Annotated in this window: 10 protein-coding genes and 4 pseudogenes; all 14 read right to left on the reverse strand. The window is 48.7% G+C overall.

Annotated features, from left to right (window positions below):
- Positions 1-13: 13 nt before the first annotated feature.
- On the reverse strand, positions 14-1,387 hold the full coding sequence (gene dbpA / locus ACOTXL_RS01940; protein ID WP_045350040.1) for an ATP-dependent RNA helicase DbpA: 1,374 nt from the start codon (positions 1,385-1,387) through the stop codon (positions 14-16).
- 57 nt (positions 1,388-1,444) lie between these two features.
- Positions 1,445-1,591 (reverse strand): hypothetical protein, encoded by a 147-nt coding sequence (locus ACOTXL_RS01945; RefSeq protein WP_275427718.1) that lies wholly within the window; start codon positions 1,589-1,591, stop codon positions 1,445-1,447.
- A 280-nt stretch (positions 1,592-1,871) separates the two neighbouring features.
- The gene (gene zntB, locus ACOTXL_RS01950; protein ID WP_023314230.1) at positions 1,872-2,855 is read right to left on the reverse strand and encodes a zinc transporter ZntB; all 984 of its coding nucleotides are present in this window, start codon (positions 2,853-2,855) and stop codon (positions 1,872-1,874) included.
- 90 nt (positions 2,856-2,945) lie between these two features.
- Positions 2,946-4,076, reverse strand: a complete 1,131-nt coding sequence (locus tag ACOTXL_RS01955) for a methyl-accepting chemotaxis protein (RefSeq protein ID WP_022651306.1) — start codon at positions 4,074-4,076, stop codon at positions 2,946-2,948.
- Positions 4,077-4,392: 316 nt separating this feature from the next.
- Positions 4,393-4,680: pseudogene (locus tag ACOTXL_RS01960) on the reverse strand (hypothetical protein); the annotation flags it as partial.
- Positions 4,677-4,925, reverse strand: a pseudogene (locus ACOTXL_RS01965) (PAAR domain-containing protein); the annotation flags it as partial. The pseudogenes ACOTXL_RS01965 and ACOTXL_RS01960, both read right to left, overlap by 4 nt.
- Before the next feature lie 88 nt (positions 4,926-5,013).
- Positions 5,014-6,948 carry a T6SS effector phospholipase Tle3 domain-containing protein gene (locus tag ACOTXL_RS01970; RefSeq protein ID WP_045350042.1) on the reverse strand — a complete coding sequence of 645 codons (1,935 nt, stop codon included), beginning with the start codon at positions 6,946-6,948 and terminating at the stop codon, positions 5,014-5,016.
- Entirely contained in the window at positions 6,938-7,987 is a 1,050-nt protein-coding gene (locus ACOTXL_RS01975) for a T6SS immunity protein Tli3 family protein (RefSeq protein ID WP_045350043.1), read from the reverse strand. Before ACOTXL_RS01975 ends, ACOTXL_RS01970 begins: the two co-directional genes overlap by 11 nt.
- A 1-nt stretch (position 7,988) precedes the next feature.
- Positions 7,989-8,585 (reverse strand): annotated as a pseudogene (locus ACOTXL_RS01980) (DUF2345 domain-containing protein); the annotation flags it as partial.
- Positions 8,551-8,811: a PAAR domain-containing protein gene (locus ACOTXL_RS01985; protein WP_072050214.1), complete on the reverse strand. Its 261-nt coding sequence runs from the start codon at positions 8,809-8,811 to the stop codon at positions 8,551-8,553. The pseudogene ACOTXL_RS01980 and the gene ACOTXL_RS01985, both read right to left, overlap by 35 nt.
- Entirely contained in the window at positions 8,812-9,624 is an 813-nt protein-coding gene (locus ACOTXL_RS01990; protein ID WP_251842631.1) for an effector protein Tle3 domain-containing protein, read from the reverse strand.
- 15 nt (positions 9,625-9,639) lie between these two features.
- Positions 9,640-10,753 (reverse strand): annotated as a pseudogene (locus ACOTXL_RS01995) (T6SS effector phospholipase Tle3 domain-containing protein); the annotation flags it as partial.
- 244 nt (positions 10,754-10,997) lie between these two features.
- A complete protein-coding gene (locus ACOTXL_RS02000; RefSeq protein ID WP_045350047.1) occupies positions 10,998-13,490 on the reverse strand; it encodes a type VI secretion system Vgr family protein in 2,493 nt (830 codons plus the stop codon).
- The gene (gene tssB, locus ACOTXL_RS02005; RefSeq protein ID WP_072223366.1) at positions 13,487-15,247 is read right to left on the reverse strand and encodes a type VI secretion system contractile sheath small subunit; all 1,761 of its coding nucleotides are present in this window, start codon (positions 15,245-15,247) and stop codon (positions 13,487-13,489) included. The genes ACOTXL_RS02000 and tssB overlap by 4 nt, the downstream gene beginning before the upstream one ends.
- Between the last annotated feature and the right edge of the window lie 444 nt (positions 15,248-15,691).

The raw sequence follows: 15,691 nt of genomic DNA on the forward strand, positions 1-15,691 counted from the left end.
ACGCGTTTTAAGCTTACTTCAGCAGTCGAACGCGGCAGGTTTTCCCTTTAATCTTCCCGCCCTGCAACTGTTTCCAGGCCTTATGCGCAACCGACTGGCGAACCGCTACGTAGACATGCGCAGGGTGGACCGTGATCTTGCCAATATCTGCCCCGTCGAGACCGATATCCCCTGTTAACGCCCCCAGAACGTCACCGGGACGCATTTTGGCCTTTTTACCGCCGTCGATGCACAGGGTGGCCATTTCCGCCGCCAGCGGAGCGATGCTGATATTACCTGGGGTATTCACCCAGTTGAGTTTCAGTTGCAGCATTTCCGAAAGAATATTAGCGCGCTGCGCCTCTTCAGGTGCGCAGAAGCTGATGGCGAGACCACTGTTACCCGCACGCGCAGTACGCCCGATGCGGTGGACATGCACTTCCGGATCCCATGCCAGTTCGAAATTCACCACCAGCTCAAGCGATTTAATATCCAGGCCACGGGCCGCCACATCCGTTGCAACCAGCACGCGAGCGCTGCCGTTAGCAAAACGCACCAGCGTCTGATCGCGATCGCGCTGTTCCAGATCACCATGCAGCGATAATGCGCTCTGCCCGGCATCATTCAGGGCATCGCACACCGCCTGACAGTCTTTTTTGGTATTACAGAACACCACGCAGGACGCTGGCTGGTGTTGGCTCAGCAATTTTTGTAGCAGTGGAATTTTGCCCTGCTGCGATGTCTCGAAGAACTGCTGCTCAATCGCCGGCAACGCATCGACAGTATCGATTTCAATGGTCAGCGGGTTCTTCTGCACGCGCCCGCTGATCGCCGCAATCGCCTCAGGCCAGGTGGCAGAAAAGAGCAGCGTCTGACGCGTGGCTGGCGCAAAGCGGATCACTTCGTCAATCGCATCGCTGAAGCCCATATCCAGCATGCGGTCAGCTTCATCCATCACCAGCGTTTGCAGTGCATCGAGTGAAACGGTGCCTTTTTGCAGGTGATCGAGCAGACGGCCCGGCGTTGCCACAATGATATGCGGCGCGTGCTGAAGGGAATCGCGCTGCGCACCAAACGGTTGCCCGCCGCAGAGCGTTAAAATTTTAGTGTTATGCAAAAAACGCGCCAGACGACGCAGCTCACCCGCGACCTGGTCGGCCAGCTCGCGCGTCGGGCAGAGTATCAGGGACTGAGTCTGAAACAGGGTTGCATCAATGTGTTGTAACAGGCCTAGCCCGAATGCAGCCGTTTTTCCACTGCCGGTTTTCGCCTGCACGCGCACGTCACGGCCTTCAAGGATAGCCGGCAGCGCGGCGGCCTGGACAGGGGTCATAGTGAGGTAGCCCAACTCATTCAGGTTAGCCAGTTGGGCTTCAGGCAGAACGTTCAGCGTGGAAAAAGCGGTCACAATATACTCTCGTAGTAATGATTGCAGTCAGATGGCGCGTATCCTCGCAGATCTGCGCTAACGATGCGACAATTTAATCGGCTCTTCATCCGGTGGTGGATCAGGCATCGGCTGCGGACGTGGGACAGGATCGGGTATCGGCGTCGGATCGGTGGGCACCGGATCGGACTGCCAGGTGTTCAGGCGTTGCAGGGCAAGTAGCATACTCATCTTTTCCTCCAGATTAGGGTGCTGACCCCTAAAGGGTAGACGCAGATAAACAGGAGGCAAAAAAAAGCCGACTATGAAGTCGGCGTCGTACGAATCAATTGTGCTATGCAGTAATTCAAAAAAAGGAAGTAAGACAATATGGAGCGCAACGCCCATCGCTTGACGTTGCATTCACCTGCGGGAGTAATATTGCACCTAACATGGTCGGAGTTTATTGACTTCGCTCAATTAAAATGTCGTTTTGAAGCCGACTCTGCCACAGAAAAGCGTAAATTTACAGCCATTTACTACGATGCAACCACCACGCAACACCGCCAATCAAAACCACTAACATGACGCAAAATGTCGTGAAGCCATAGTGATATTCACCGCCGGGGATCCCTCCGAGGTTTACGCCAAACAACCCCGTCAGGAAGGTACTCGGTAAAAAGACCATCGCCATCAGCGACATGGTGTACGTTCTCCTGGCTAACGACTCCTGCATCACCTGGGCTATCTCATCCGCCATGACTGCCGTTCTGGCAATACATGAGTCAATCTCGTCCAAACCACGTCCGAGCCGGTCAGCGATATCCTGCATTCTGCGGCGCTGATCGTCGTTCATCCAGCTCATGCGTTCGCTGGCCAGCCGCGCATAAACGTCGCGCTGGGGAGTCATATAGCGGCGCATCACGATGAGCTGCTTACGCAGCAACGCCAGAAAACCACGTGGGGGAATTTGCTGATCGAGCAGGTTATCTTCCAGATCGATGATTTTATCGTGAAGTTCTTCTATAAACTCGCTGGCATGATCGGTCAGCGCATCACACACATCCACCAGCCAGCTGCCGCAATCCGTAGGCCCCGTGCCCTCTTTCAGATCGTTAATGACGTCATCCAGCGCCAGCACTTTTCGCTGGCGGGTGGAAACAATCAGCCGTTCATCCATATAAACACGCATGGCCACCAGCTGATCCGGACGCTCATCCGTACTGCCGTTTATACAACGCAGCGTAATTAACGTCCCCTCACCCATCCGGCTGACGCGGGGTCTGAGACTTTCTCCCGCCAGCGCATCCCGAACGTTGTTGGGCAATAGCGGCGTGGACGCGAGCCACTCGGCGCTGTCCGGGTGCGTGTAGTTGAGGTGCAGCCAGCATGGATGTTCGTTGTCGATATGATCCTGATCTTCAAGCGGCCTTGCGCCGCCACGTCCATCAAACACCCATGCAAAAACTGCGTCAGGTACGTTAACCTCAGACCCTTTGATGCTCTCCACAGCGCCTCCACCGTTTTATCTCTTTCGGTGTCAGTCTAGCTTTCGCCGAGGGTTAAGCAATAATTATGTGAGGCATCGTCCTGAATACGCTCAGGAATTCACCGCCCATTCGCGGCTTCTTAACGCATTGTCAGCCTGGAGCTCATTTTCCAGACGGAAATTACGTGTTCGTGTCTGGAGCTCAATCACCTGATTGCGCAGCACATCTGACGATCCATTGAGTTCTTCAACCATCGACACGTTGCTCTGCGTTACGCGTTCAAGCTCAGACAATGCCTGCGTAATTTGTGAAATACCTTTTTCCTGTTCTGATGTTGAGGCGGAAATTTCATCCATCAGTCTGCTCACATTGCCCGAACCGGTAACAATGTCATGCATGTTTTTTTCGGCTTCAGAGACCACGTTAACGCCCTGCGTCACGTTATGGCTGGTGACTTCAATCAATGACTTAATATTTTTTGCCGCTTCGGCGCTACGATGCGCCAGGCTTCTCACTTCACCCGCGACCACAGAAAACCCTTTACCATGGTCGCCCGCTCTTGCCGCTTCAACGGCGGCGTTAAGCGCCAGAATATTGGTCTGAAAAGCGATACCGTCAATCAGCGAGATAATCTCTGTCATTTGCTGGGCGCAGTCGGTAATCGACTGCATATTGTTCGCGACCTGCCCCATTAACTCTCCGCCTTTACGCGCCTGCAACGTCGCGAGATTCGCCTGTTCGCTGGCTAAACGGGTATTGTCGGCATTATTTTTTGTACTTGCAGCCATCTCTTCCATGCTGGCTGCCGTTTGCACCAGCGAAGCTGACTGCTGTTCTGTTTTGACGGAAAGCTGCGCGCTGCGTGAAGAGAGTTGATCTGACAGGGTCATCGCAGTTTGCGAGGAGGCGCGGATCTCACGGACCAGCGTTGCAATGTTGCTGGAGAGACTATTAATCCCCGGGATCAGGCGTCCTGCACAATTGTTGCCAAATTCAGGTATCGACACGCCAAGTTTGCCTGACGTCACTTCTTCAATACTTTTTTTCACAGTATTGATCGGCGTCACAAGATATTTTGTCATGTACGCCCAGAGTAAAAATAAGGCGATGAATTGTACAATTATGACTGCAATAAAAAGCGAAGAATTCCGTGAAAATAGCGCTATAACTCCATCACTTACCAAAAATACACATAAAAGGAAATAGACAATGAACGTTCTGACACTAATATTTCTTAGCATACGTTTTCCTGGGGCATTATATTTTGGTTGGCATTAAGGGTTATAGCATTGCCATACGAATTTGTCCTCACGTTCGTCGCTGGTTTGTTGTTTTGCAGTTTGATTTGCGCAGTTTTACTTAAGGCGGATAAAAAGCATGTGTTACGGTAAATATCTGGCTTGTCGTTTGGTTACTGATACTCCTTCAATAACGGTAATTATATATTTAAGGAGAGATACTGTAGAGTGCCGATGTTTAGTGGTGCTTAATAAGTTAACGTAGTTAATATATATTAACTACGTTATTGCACGCCCCTTCCGTTAGGGTGGCTGACGTTCAGGCCAGACAGTCGATAGCCTGGAAAAAACAGTCCTCAGTCATGAGGATATTCTCTTTTGCACTTTGATGCCCGCGACGAATATACCAGCCTGCTTCAGGCGCCATGCTTAAATGGAATATCCTCGCCCCCGACAGACTATCGGGGACAGTAATACTCATCGTCACACACCCCTTCTCCGCCCCCCTGATCACCTGTTCTGGCATAATGGTGACGCTGCGATCCCCATTTTGCAAAATGATCGTCGTAATAGCATAACGACATATACCGCTACTAAGGCTGTATCCGGCATACTTGCAATGACACTCGCACCACACTGCGTCTTGCAGCCATGCAATACAATTCCACGCCCGTTTTCTTCATACGCAGAAACATCGCATTCAATAATTTTATTCATACCGTGTTCCGGGCAACTGACAGTATCATTCAAAAGTGCGGCATTTTTACCGGATATATCGAAACTGGATGAGGCTGATGTGACTTTGCCACCATGCGTAGTGGCATCCCCTAAAACGACGACAAATTTCCCCATTTGCTAATCCTTTAATTCGAAGAAAACAACTGACTATATAGCGTTGAATTTTAGCAAACTCACTGAACAACAACCTACCGAAGTGTGTTTATGCTTTATTTACAGCTCTATATGCTGGCAGCTTACTTTGCTCTTTATAAAATTCATCAACAACAGTGTCCTGACTAATTAAATCAGGTTCAGGTACTTTGTCTGGCTCTCCACTGGAGAGATAAGGATCCTCTCCCTGCGTCCAGTCCGCTTTTCGCCGTAAATCTGCCATAAATTCTTTATCCCAGGTTGCATCGCAATACCCAATCGGTAAATCATATGCCACCACCTGAGACATGAAATCAGCACGCATAGGAAGAGTACTATGATCCGTGGGCTGAGAAACATAGGTTCTTATGCGAAGATCCTTTTCTTCAAATGTCTCCTTACGGGTCACAGGCACCATTCGGGGCTCAGATTCAGTTCCCACATTTTTAAATCCAATCACAATATCCTGATTGGGGTATAAATTGATGTAATTGTCATAGGTATTGTCGTTTTTTAGATTTTTATCCGGATTAATTTCCCCCCAGCCATCTATCTGTCTGTCATCCTGTTCAGCTCCAACACGTGATACATCAAAATTAGCTAATTTTGCAGCATCTATAGGTTCAGGTACCTTTTCGGCATTAATAAAAACCGTTTGCCATTCCGGAGGATCTGGATAGGTGAAACTACTGCTTTGATACTTGTCGCCTTTATCATCCCAGAACGGTTTACCATCCGGCAATTTTGCAAAAGGTGTTGCGGGATTTGGCGCTTCGCCACATGGAGTACTGCGAGCCAGCATGCGCTGAAATAAATTTCCCTGATGCTTTTTCAGCAGAGGATGAGGCTGCCCCTGAGAATTATTGGGTAATCCCTGCCAGCCAATTGAGCGTAGCGGACGTGACCCCATAACTCGATCATGAGGACAGAAGTAAATATAAGTGCGTCCGTGGTTATCTCGTTCGGCAAGACTGCTGCCACTTTCACTGGCAAGAGCGACATCTGGTCGCCAGTTCTTTTTATCTGCCGTCTGTCCGACACAAAGCCCTTCATAGCCCAGTGATGATAAATGATTTTTTCTGGAAGCCACCTTATCAATGATGGCAGATAACGTATTCTGCCGCCCTTCTGGCGAAATGCACTCATCTGCCGGAAGTGACGCCCCATTAAGATCGTTATGATCCAGTGCATAAGGAGAATTAAGTACAAATAATGCATCAGGTGCATTCCTGGCTATCGCTACCGCAGCCATTGCAACCATGGTTCCCTGGCTGTGAGAAATAATGGTTACTGTATCTTTGGGATATTTATTACGAATACTGTCAACCAGGTCTGCAAGGCGTTTTGCAGCATGCGCGTAGTATTTTCGCGGTGGCGCATTGGTTAACAGGCGATCTTTGTCTTCATTAAACCACTGGACTTTGATACCTGCTACTCTCTCTTTAAACCCTGTCTCACCCCATAAAGAGTGCAGATTATTTGTACCGTTCTGGAATGGCCCGCCGCCCCAGAAAAATGGCCCCTGAGCAATAATATTTTCATGAGGCATGCCTTGCCTTTTTAAGTGATGGTAATCAACGCCTTTCCTATTGGCTAACGGTATATCATATTTATCTTCATTACCTTTAGGTGAAGCATACCCCCAGTAAAAGCGAATGACTGGAGAGGTTTCCTTCTTAGGCGCAGGCAAATCTCTTTCTATAAGAGGTTCAATCTCTATTTTTTCATCAGAAATATATTTATTAGCCACCAGTTTATAATCAGTCCCTTTTAATCCAAGTCTCTTATTCAGGCCTTCACAAATTTTGTCCTCAGCAATTGAAAACCATTCTCCTGTCGAGTTAACACCATGTACAAGAATAATAATTCCAGGCAAATGTGGAGGTAAATCACACCCACCTCTGATTTGGCAATTTTTATGAGAGGGAAATGAACGCCAGGAAGGATGCCCATTATCATCAAACTTACATTCAAGTTCCCGAACAGGTTCATAATTATTGTTCATTTTTCACCACCTCCTTTTTCCCATTTGACTCATTAGTATATGTGATGGTTTTAGCTTTAATATTTTTATTACATTGATATTTAACATCAATGCTTGACGTTGAAGGCTTCGGAAATTTAATTCCATCTTTATAAACTTCATCTTCAATCCTAATCTGGATTTCAGACAATTCGTTTGCCATTAAATTCCTTTCCTCATGTGTTTTCGGTGGCGTTAATGTTCTGAGATAGTCGAATATATGAAATCTAGGTCCATACTCGTTTGCATAGGGCATTTTTTTTCTTATCAGTTCTTCTTTCACTAACTCATCAATTTTTTTCTGCCAGTCATCATAAACACTGATTAAATTGCCGTCAGAAAACCTTAATTTATTCACTGAGCTAAGGTCATTGAGACCTGTAGGGCGAGAATAGCTATCCTCCGTTTTAGACTCATCCCTTAGATAAACACCATCATTAGCCACTACTACTTTAAGCTGACTAAAACGTTCTGGGGTGCTGTATTCCATAGCTACAATTTTATATATAAATGTGTTCCCATGATCTGCTGAAAAGAAGAAAAACACAGGGCAACCTGTTTCTGACCTTCCACTACCACAATATTGTCTGGTAGATGCGCCAGGGAATGCCAGATAACCATTATCCGCCCCATTAATAATAGAGCCTTGATAAGCCGCAATATTATTTCCCCGGCGATATGAGAAATCATAAAAATCGTTATCCCATCCCAGGTGTGTTTTTATTCCCCTCTGAGAGTCATTGTAATATACTTGTCCACCCCTATCACAGGATATGTAGTTTTCCAGCGTCAGGTATCGATTTTTATCTATGCGATAAATAATTTGAGCAGGAGCATCTGTTTCAACTTTTCGTGACTCTTCTACCTTCTGAGAACCGCTCATTCCTCCCAGACCCACCCCAAAACTGGCTCCCATACTGGCTCCTGCCAGGAACTGTAAGCCTTTATAAATGGCATACAGGAATACACCAATAATGGCTATAATTGTAAGGACTTTCCTGTCTGACTGATTCCATCTCATCTTAATTCGCCTTTACTAAGCTGATAATCATATTGCCGATAACATCAGAAGAATTGAGTGACGTTGCTCCAGAAGCATCTGTAATACCGGAAACAACAGAACCATCTGGCATGGTGATTTTGTACGCTTTACCTGGTATAGGTTCTTTTGTCAGCGCATTTCTGATGACAAATTTCTCATCAAACGTAGAAGGTTCAAACGACTTCATCACCCCCTGCATACTGCCTATGTCCGCTTTCCTGATACCCGCGTTATTAATCGGCAGCTTACCCGGACCACCAATCTCAACATTCCCGCCTTTGATTTTGATGTAGCCGCCACCGCATATCAGCGTCAGCTCGTCCTGTGCTGTAATGACTATTTTCCTGCCGCTTGAAATATGCGTATCCTGTGTGGACCATGTGGTGATGTTTCCGCCCTGCGCCTGAATATCAATATCGTTTTGCGAGCTGAACAGTTTTGCCCCTTCACGGCTGTACAGGCTGAGTTGTTTACCGGCCGCCAGCGTAAAGTCCTTCTGCGCACCAACATCCAGCTGTTTACCCGCTGTCAGCGTAAGATTATCACTGACTGATAGCTGCATAACTTGCAATGACACTCGAACCACACTGCGTCTTGCAGCCATGCAATACAATTCCACGCCCGTTTTCTTCATACGCAGAAACATCGCATTCAATAATTTTATTCATACCGTGTTCCGGGCAACTGACAGTATCATTCAAAAGTGCGGCATTTTTACCGGATATATCGAAACTGGATGAGGCTGATGTGACTTTGCCACCATGCGAAGTGGCATCCCCTAAAACAACGACGTATCTACTCATTTAATAACCATACTCCTTTGCCTTTTCTCGAATAATTTCCTCGATACCCGTTTCCCGACTTATCATTGAAGGTTCATTAATTCTTTCAACAACCCCAGTGTTCATATAAGGGTCTGCGCCAGTGGTCCAATCAGCAAGATATCGGAGCGTTGAAAGAAATTCTTTATCCCATGTAGCATCGCAGTAACCTATCGGTAAATCATAAGCTACTACTCTGGTCATAAATTCCTTGTTTCCGGGCAGTGTGCTGTGATCTGTTGGTTGAGAAACATAAGTTCGTAACCTTTTATCTTTTTCTTCGAAAGTTTCCTTCCTTGTTATCTCTTGCACATAACCACTTGGAAGTTCCTTATAGCCGATTACGACATCTTGGTTTGGATATAAATTGACATAGTTATCATATGTATTGTCATTTTTCTTTCCAGTTTTAGGGGCTATCTCACCCCAACCATCCTGTTGTTTTGAGCCATGCTCTTTACCTACTCTGGTTTCGTCAAATTCGGCCAGCTCACTGGGATTAATAGGCTCAGGGACTTTCTCTGCATTTACAAACACTGTTTGCCATTTTGGAGGGTCAGGATATGTAATGCTACTACTTTGATATTTATCACCATCATCATCCCAAAATGGTTTTCCATCAGGTAAAGTACCAAATGGTGTCTGCTTATCAGGATAAGAACCGCATGGCGTATTCCTGGCCAACATCCTCTGGTACAAATTATTTTTAAATTTCACAATTAATGGATGTGGATTACCATTTTTATCATTAGGTAGCCCTTGCCACCCTATCGAGCGAAGCGGTAATGACCCCATAACTCGGTCATGAGGGCAAAAATAAATATACGTTCTGCCATGATTATCACGCTCTTGTATTTTTCCAGCCCGTATTACATTCTCACCTTCAGGCTTCCAATTCGTTTTATCAGTAAACTTGCCTACACATAACCCTTTATAACCCACAGAGGACAGATGCGTGGATTGCTTTGCAATTTTTTCAATTATTGATGATAATGTATTTTCGCGTCCGCTTGGAGAAATTCTCTCTTTCTGAGGAATTGAAAGCTCATTAAGCTGGCTATTATGCATTGCATAAGGGGAGTTTAATATAAAAAGAGTATCTGGTCCTTTTTTTTGCTAATGCGACTGCGGCTAGCGAAATCATTGTCCCTTGGCTATGAGAGATAATACTAACCGTATCATTTGGATATTTATCCCGGATAAGGTCTAAAAGATCTGCTAATCTCTTAGCTGCATGTGAATAGTATTTTCTTGGTGGAGCATTTGTTAAAAGTCTATCTTTATCTTCATTGAGATACTGAAGTTTTGCTCCAGAGATTCCCGCCAGATTCTCATCGAATCCATAGTCACTCCAAAGCGAGTGTAAGTTATTCGTGCCATTTTGGAATGGGCCACCTCCCCATATATATGGCCCTTTTTTTTGAATGTCATCTTGTTTTATACCTGTTCTTTTCATTTCATGATAATCTTCACCATCCGCATTAGCTAACGGGATAATATATTTATCCTCTTCCCCCCTCACAGAAGAATACCCCCAATAGAATCGAATGATTGGAGAGCGCTCAGAATTTTCAATAAGTTTTCTACGAGCTAAAGGTGAAGGTGACGAGTTACTTTTCCCTTCCTCCTTCTCACAATCTGTACTATATTTGTTCGGCTTCAATTCAAATTGAGAACCATTGAGCCCTAACCTGTCATTTAATCCTTTGCAGAGAGACTCTTCCGCATTTTGATACCATTCACCTGTTGAGTTAACCCCATGGACGAGTATTATCAAACCAGGGAGATGAGGAGGTAAATCACGTCCTCCGCGGACCTTTATATTCTTATGAGAAGGGCATGAACGCCATGAAGGTTTTCCATTGTCGTCATACTTTAACTCTAAAGTCCTGGTTGTATCTGTTTTTTCACTCATTAGAAGCATCCTTTTTTATCTATTAGACAAGCCGCCACTTATCTTATTATTAGGACACCATGTGATTGGAGGATATATATAATTAAATATGATAAAACCACACACATACACCACTTGCCTGTTTTTTTCCACCCACCATCAATAGGTTTATGCAAAAAGCCAACAAAAATATATAAGATGCTACCAATTACAAGAGAATATAAACACATTATAAAGAGTATTAATCCTAACATATGTATTCCATTAATATTATTTAACGACCAGTAAGTGTTATTATCATATCATCTATCAAATCCGAAGAATTAAGCGTCGTTGCCCCCTGCGCGTCTGTTATACCAGTGACAACTGACCCGTTTGGCATAGTTATTTTATAGGCTTTTCCTGGAAGCGGCTCTTGGGTTAATGCATTTCTGATGACAAATTTCTCATCAAACGTAGAAGGTTCAAACGACTTCATCACCCCCTGCATACTGCCCGTGCCCGCTTTCCTGATGCCCGTGTTCTTAATCAGCAGTTTACCCGGACCACCAATCTCAACATTTCCGCCGTTGATTTTGATGTAGCCACCACCACAAATCAGCGTCAGCTCGTCCTGTGCTGTAATGACCATTTTCCTGCCGCTTGAAACATGCGTATCCTGCGTGGACCACGTGGTGATGTTTCCGCCCTGCGCCTGAATATCAATGTCGTTTTGCGAGCTGAACAGTTTTGCTCCTTCACGGCTGTACAGGCTGAGTTGCTTACCGGCCGCCAGCGTAAAGTCATTCTGCGCACCGACATCCAGCTGTTTACCCGCTGTCAGCGTCATATTATCACTGGCTGATAGCTGCATATCTTCGCCGCTCACCAGTGCCATGCCTTTTGGCGCACTGCCCAGAATCACCTCTTCATGCAGTTGTTCAATTTTCTGCTTCAGGAGTTTTTGCTGACGGCCAACATCGGCAGCCAGAGCCTGAGCCTGCTGTGCGCAGGCAGCAAGGGATTCCATTTCCACTAATGCTGCTGAAAGCCGTGCGAGTGCAGGCTCCATATCAAGGACCTGGCCCTGCGCCTTCGCCTGGCCGTCAGCACTGATAAAAATCCCTTTCTGCGCCCGGATGGCGCCCCAGCTGTCCGTCCTGAGCTCAAACCCCTCACCGCGCTGCTGTTTCTCGCTGTCGACCAGGTGGCCGAGATTGAGCTGGCTCTTGCCGCCGTACTCCGTACTGACCTTGATATGCTCTTTCCCGCGCTCGTCGTCGAGGCGGATTTTGTTGTTCGCCGGCGTGCGCAGCACGTTGCGTCTGTAGTTGCGGATGGTGACGTGGTCGCCGTGCGCCGAGTCGTGCAGCACGCCGGCAATGTACGGCCGGTCCGGGTTGCCGCCCTCAAAACCAATCGCCACCTCGGTGCCCGCCAGCAGCGGCAGGTGCAGGCCGTACGTGTCACCCGCATACGGGCGGGACTGACGGACCCACAGGCTCTCGAACCCGGTCTCCCAGTTCTCACGGTCAAACAGCATGTTGACGCGGTAGCGGCCGTCCTTATCGATATGCCCGTAGGTGTCATTTTCGGTTGTACTGGTGACGCGGGCCGGTAAGGTACCGGCCATCACCGGACGTGAACCAGGCTCAGGGCGGAAACTGAAATCCGGGCTGTCCGGGATACCGTCAAACCTGACGCAAAAGTCCGCATCACGCTGCGCATGGCTGTGCATCGCCGTGACAACCACGCCCTTCGCAAACACCTCCGCCACTTCGTACCCGCCGGTGACTTTCAGCAGCATACCCGGAGAGAGCTCCGGACAACTGGTGAAGGCAACGGTCTGCGTCTGGTCATTCAGGTAGCGTTCGTGACGGATGCGGGCGTAAAACGCCCCGGACTCCGCTGCCGGGTTGCGGTCATATGCGCTGCCCGGCGTCAGGTAGTTATCCGCCCAGTGATAGGCCTCACCGTACGTGGTGACATCCCCGCGGGTCGCATCCACCAGGGTATTCATGTCCTGCGTGGCCTGACGGTAGTTGTAGTCGCGGGTGCTGACCGCCTTCTGGACCACCTTATGACGGCACTCCATATCCCACACCGAGTCCACCCCCTGCGAGTGCTGCCCTGACGGCGGCACCGACGGCAGCGTCAGGCCTTTCTCATATCCCTGCCGGCTGTCGTAAAACTCCACCACGTCAATGTTGAGGCGCGTGTCGGTGGTGAAGCGGAACCAGATACCGACCTCACCCAGCAGGCGGGTGATAAAGTGCAGGTCGTCCTCAGCGTACTGCATCACCTGCTCACGGCGCGGATACTCTTTTGAGAGTGAGAACAGGAAGTCCTGGCCGCGCATGCCGTGGCGCTCGCGCAGGATTTTCTCCACAATCTGCGGGACGGACATATCCTGGTAGATGGCGTTCTGGTGCGAGCGGCTGAGCAGGGCCAGACGCGGCTCAAGTGTCACTGCGTAACGGGTTTCATCCTTTGAGGTACCCAGGCGTTCAAAACCCGTGACCACGCCCTGAATCACCCGCACCGGCTGCTGTATTTTGATGCCGTACCCCTGGTCTACCGGGGCCTGAAGCGTCAGGGAAGCCGCTTTCATCAGCATCATCTCTTTGCTGATGGCATGGTCCGCGCTGGTGAATTCAGTACGGTAGCTGAACGGCGTGCTCAGGGCTTCATCACCCTCAAACGCCAGCACATCAAGCCCTGCATCGCAGCCCTTCACCGAAAGCAGGTGATGGCTGTGGCTGAATCTTAGCGGGGGATTATTGCTCATGCGTGCACTCCTTCTGTCCGGTCAAACTCGAGCACTATGCCCTCTTCCTCATCCCAGCCGAGCGTCAGGGTATGCGGCTTCTGCCCCGCTGCCATATGGCTCAGCAGCTGCTGACTCAGCACCGGCAGAATCTGCTGGTTCAGCAGGCTGTCAACATTACGCGCCCCGGTGTCCGGCAGCAGGCAGGCGGCAGTCAGCGCGTCGTACAGGCTTTCGCTGATATGGGTAGTCATACCGTAGTGACGGTTGAGGCGTCTGCTCACCTGATTCAGCTTCATCTCCACAATGGTACGCATCGCTGCCTTTGCCAGCGGACGGTAAATCACCGTCTGGAAGCGCGCCAGCAGCGCGGGCTGGAAGTGGTCCCGCAGGACAGGACGCAGCAGTTCATGCAGGTCCGGCTCTGTCGCCTCCGGCTGTTCCTCCAGCATCTGCATGATGAGGTCGCTGCCGAGGTTGGAGGTCATCAGAATCACCGTGTTACGGAAGTCAATTTCCCGCCCCTCGCCGTCGCGCATGAAGCCCCGGTCAAACACCTGATAGAACAGGTTCATCACGTCCCGGTGCGCCTTTTCCACTTCATCCAGCAGCACCACGCTGTACGGGCGCTTACGGACGGCTTCGGTCAGAATGCCGCCCTGGCCGTAACCCACGTAGCCCGGCGGTGAGCCCTTAAGCTGCGAAACGGTGTGTGGCTCCTGGTATTCCGAAAGGTTGATGGTGATAAGGGACTTCTCGCCGCCGAACAGTTCATCGGCCAGCGCCAGTGCGGTTTCGGTCTTGCCGGTGCCGCTCGGCCCCACAAGCAGGAACACGCCCTGCGGGCCGTTCTCCGGCGCCAGACCGGTTTTGCTGGCGCGCAGGCGCTGCGCAATGGCATTCAGTGCACTGTCCTGGCCGACCACCCGTACGCCGAGGTTTTGCTCCAGACTCAGCAGTTCGGTCTGTTCGTCCTTCATTAATGAGGAGAGCGGTACGCCGGTCCAGTCGGCGATAACGGTGGCAACCGTACGCGCGTCCACATCCAGCCCCAGCAGCGGGGTATTCTGCTGCACGGCAGTAAGCTGCATCTGAAGGTCCGCAATCTCCCCCTGACGGGAGATATCCGTGCGGCAGGCAAGCAGTTCTTCCGTGAGTTTCAGCTCCTGGCCGTACCGGGTTTCCCGTTCGTCGAGCTGCAAAATGATGGCGACTTCTTCCTCTCCGATGGCAGCCAGACGTTCGCCGTGGGCGGTATTGCCCACCGCGATATCCTCCAGCAGCGCCTGCTTTTCCATAGCCAGTGCCGTGAGCTGCGCCTTCATGCGGGTCAGCGGCTCCGGAATAGTGTCGAGGCTCATACGGACACGGGCAGAGGCGGTATCAAGAAGATTGGATTTGAGGTCGCGTAATAAATTACGCATAGCCAGCATGGCGCGGAGCTGGGGGATCTGGCGGGCAACCTGTTCAGGTTCGAAATCCTTAATATCGGAGAAATTCAGTTTTATGCTTTCTTCCGAGCCATCCCCGGCCATTGTGTTAGGAACCGTCAGATTCACTTCCGGGTTAAATTCCGAAAGTACGCTGTTGAAGTTATTTTTATTGACGTTGATTTTCTCCCTTTCCGATAATGGGCGATTCTCTTTTCCATTACTGAAATCACCGACGGTGAGGAGTTTAAGTGGCAGTTCGATTTTCTTTTGCGCGCCACCTGTATGCAGAGCCAGCTTTAAATTTATGCGTGCCTTGGGCACCTCATTCTGGAATGAATCGGCCATAGCAGTCCCTTTCTTTAAAAGAAATAAATGTTAAGTGAGTGACGTTTCTTTACAAAGCCATATTAGAGCAAATGTCCATTTGAAATCAACTTTCCAGATCAAAGATCTACCATTAGACTTTTCTTAAGAATATTCCACTAAATTAGTGTACTCATAAATGCCATAGATACATGACACACAGTAAAAATTAACTATTTATTCACATTAATTTGGCAGAAATGACTGCTTTGATTGGAAATATTGAACTTATTGTTCCATGAGGTTGAATAATTGATTTACATCAATGCATTTATTAACACACCCCGTAACAGCACAGAGAAATAAGGCTTTAATTCAATAAATGGCCTGAATATGAAAAAATCCTGTATCGGACAAATTCAATCTTTAAAACAGTAATGACTATACTGCTACAGGAATGGCGAATAAATGACTACGCGTTTTTCG

Source organism: Enterobacter cloacae complex sp. IR5402 (assembly GCF_049238125.1).
In the GTDB taxonomy this organism is placed as follows: domain Bacteria; phylum Pseudomonadota; class Gammaproteobacteria; order Enterobacterales; family Enterobacteriaceae; genus Enterobacter; species Enterobacter hormaechei_C.

Bases quoted from the DNA above. Each gene is read 5' to 3' on its own strand.
- ACOTXL_RS01945 (WP_275427718.1), bottom strand. From the start codon at position 1,591: ATGCTACTTGCCCTGCAACGCCTGAACACCTGGCAGTCCGATCCGGTG.
- ACOTXL_RS01955 (WP_022651306.1), bottom strand. From the start codon at position 4,076: ATGCTAAGAAATATTAGTGTCAGAACGTTCATTGTCTATTTCCTTTTA.
- ACOTXL_RS01970 (WP_045350042.1), bottom strand. From the start codon at position 6,948: ATGAACAATAATTATGAACCTGTTCGGGAACTTGAATGTAAGTTTGAT.
- ACOTXL_RS01975 (WP_045350043.1), bottom strand. From the start codon at position 7,987: ATGAGATGGAATCAGTCAGACAGGAAAGTCCTTACAATTATAGCCATT.
- ACOTXL_RS01985 (WP_072050214.1), bottom strand. From the start codon at position 8,811: ATGAGTAGATACGTCGTTGTTTTAGGGGATGCCACTTCGCATGGTGGC.
- ACOTXL_RS01990 (WP_251842631.1), bottom strand. From the start codon at position 9,624: ATGGGGTCATTACCGCTTCGCTCGATAGGGTGGCAAGGGCTACCTAAT.
- ACOTXL_RS02000 (WP_045350047.1), bottom strand. From the start codon at position 13,490: ATGAGCAATAATCCCCCGCTAAGATTCAGCCACAGCCATCACCTGCTT.
- tssB (WP_072223366.1), bottom strand. From the start codon at position 15,247: ATGGCCGATTCATTCCAGAATGAGGTGCCCAAGGCACGCATAAATTTA.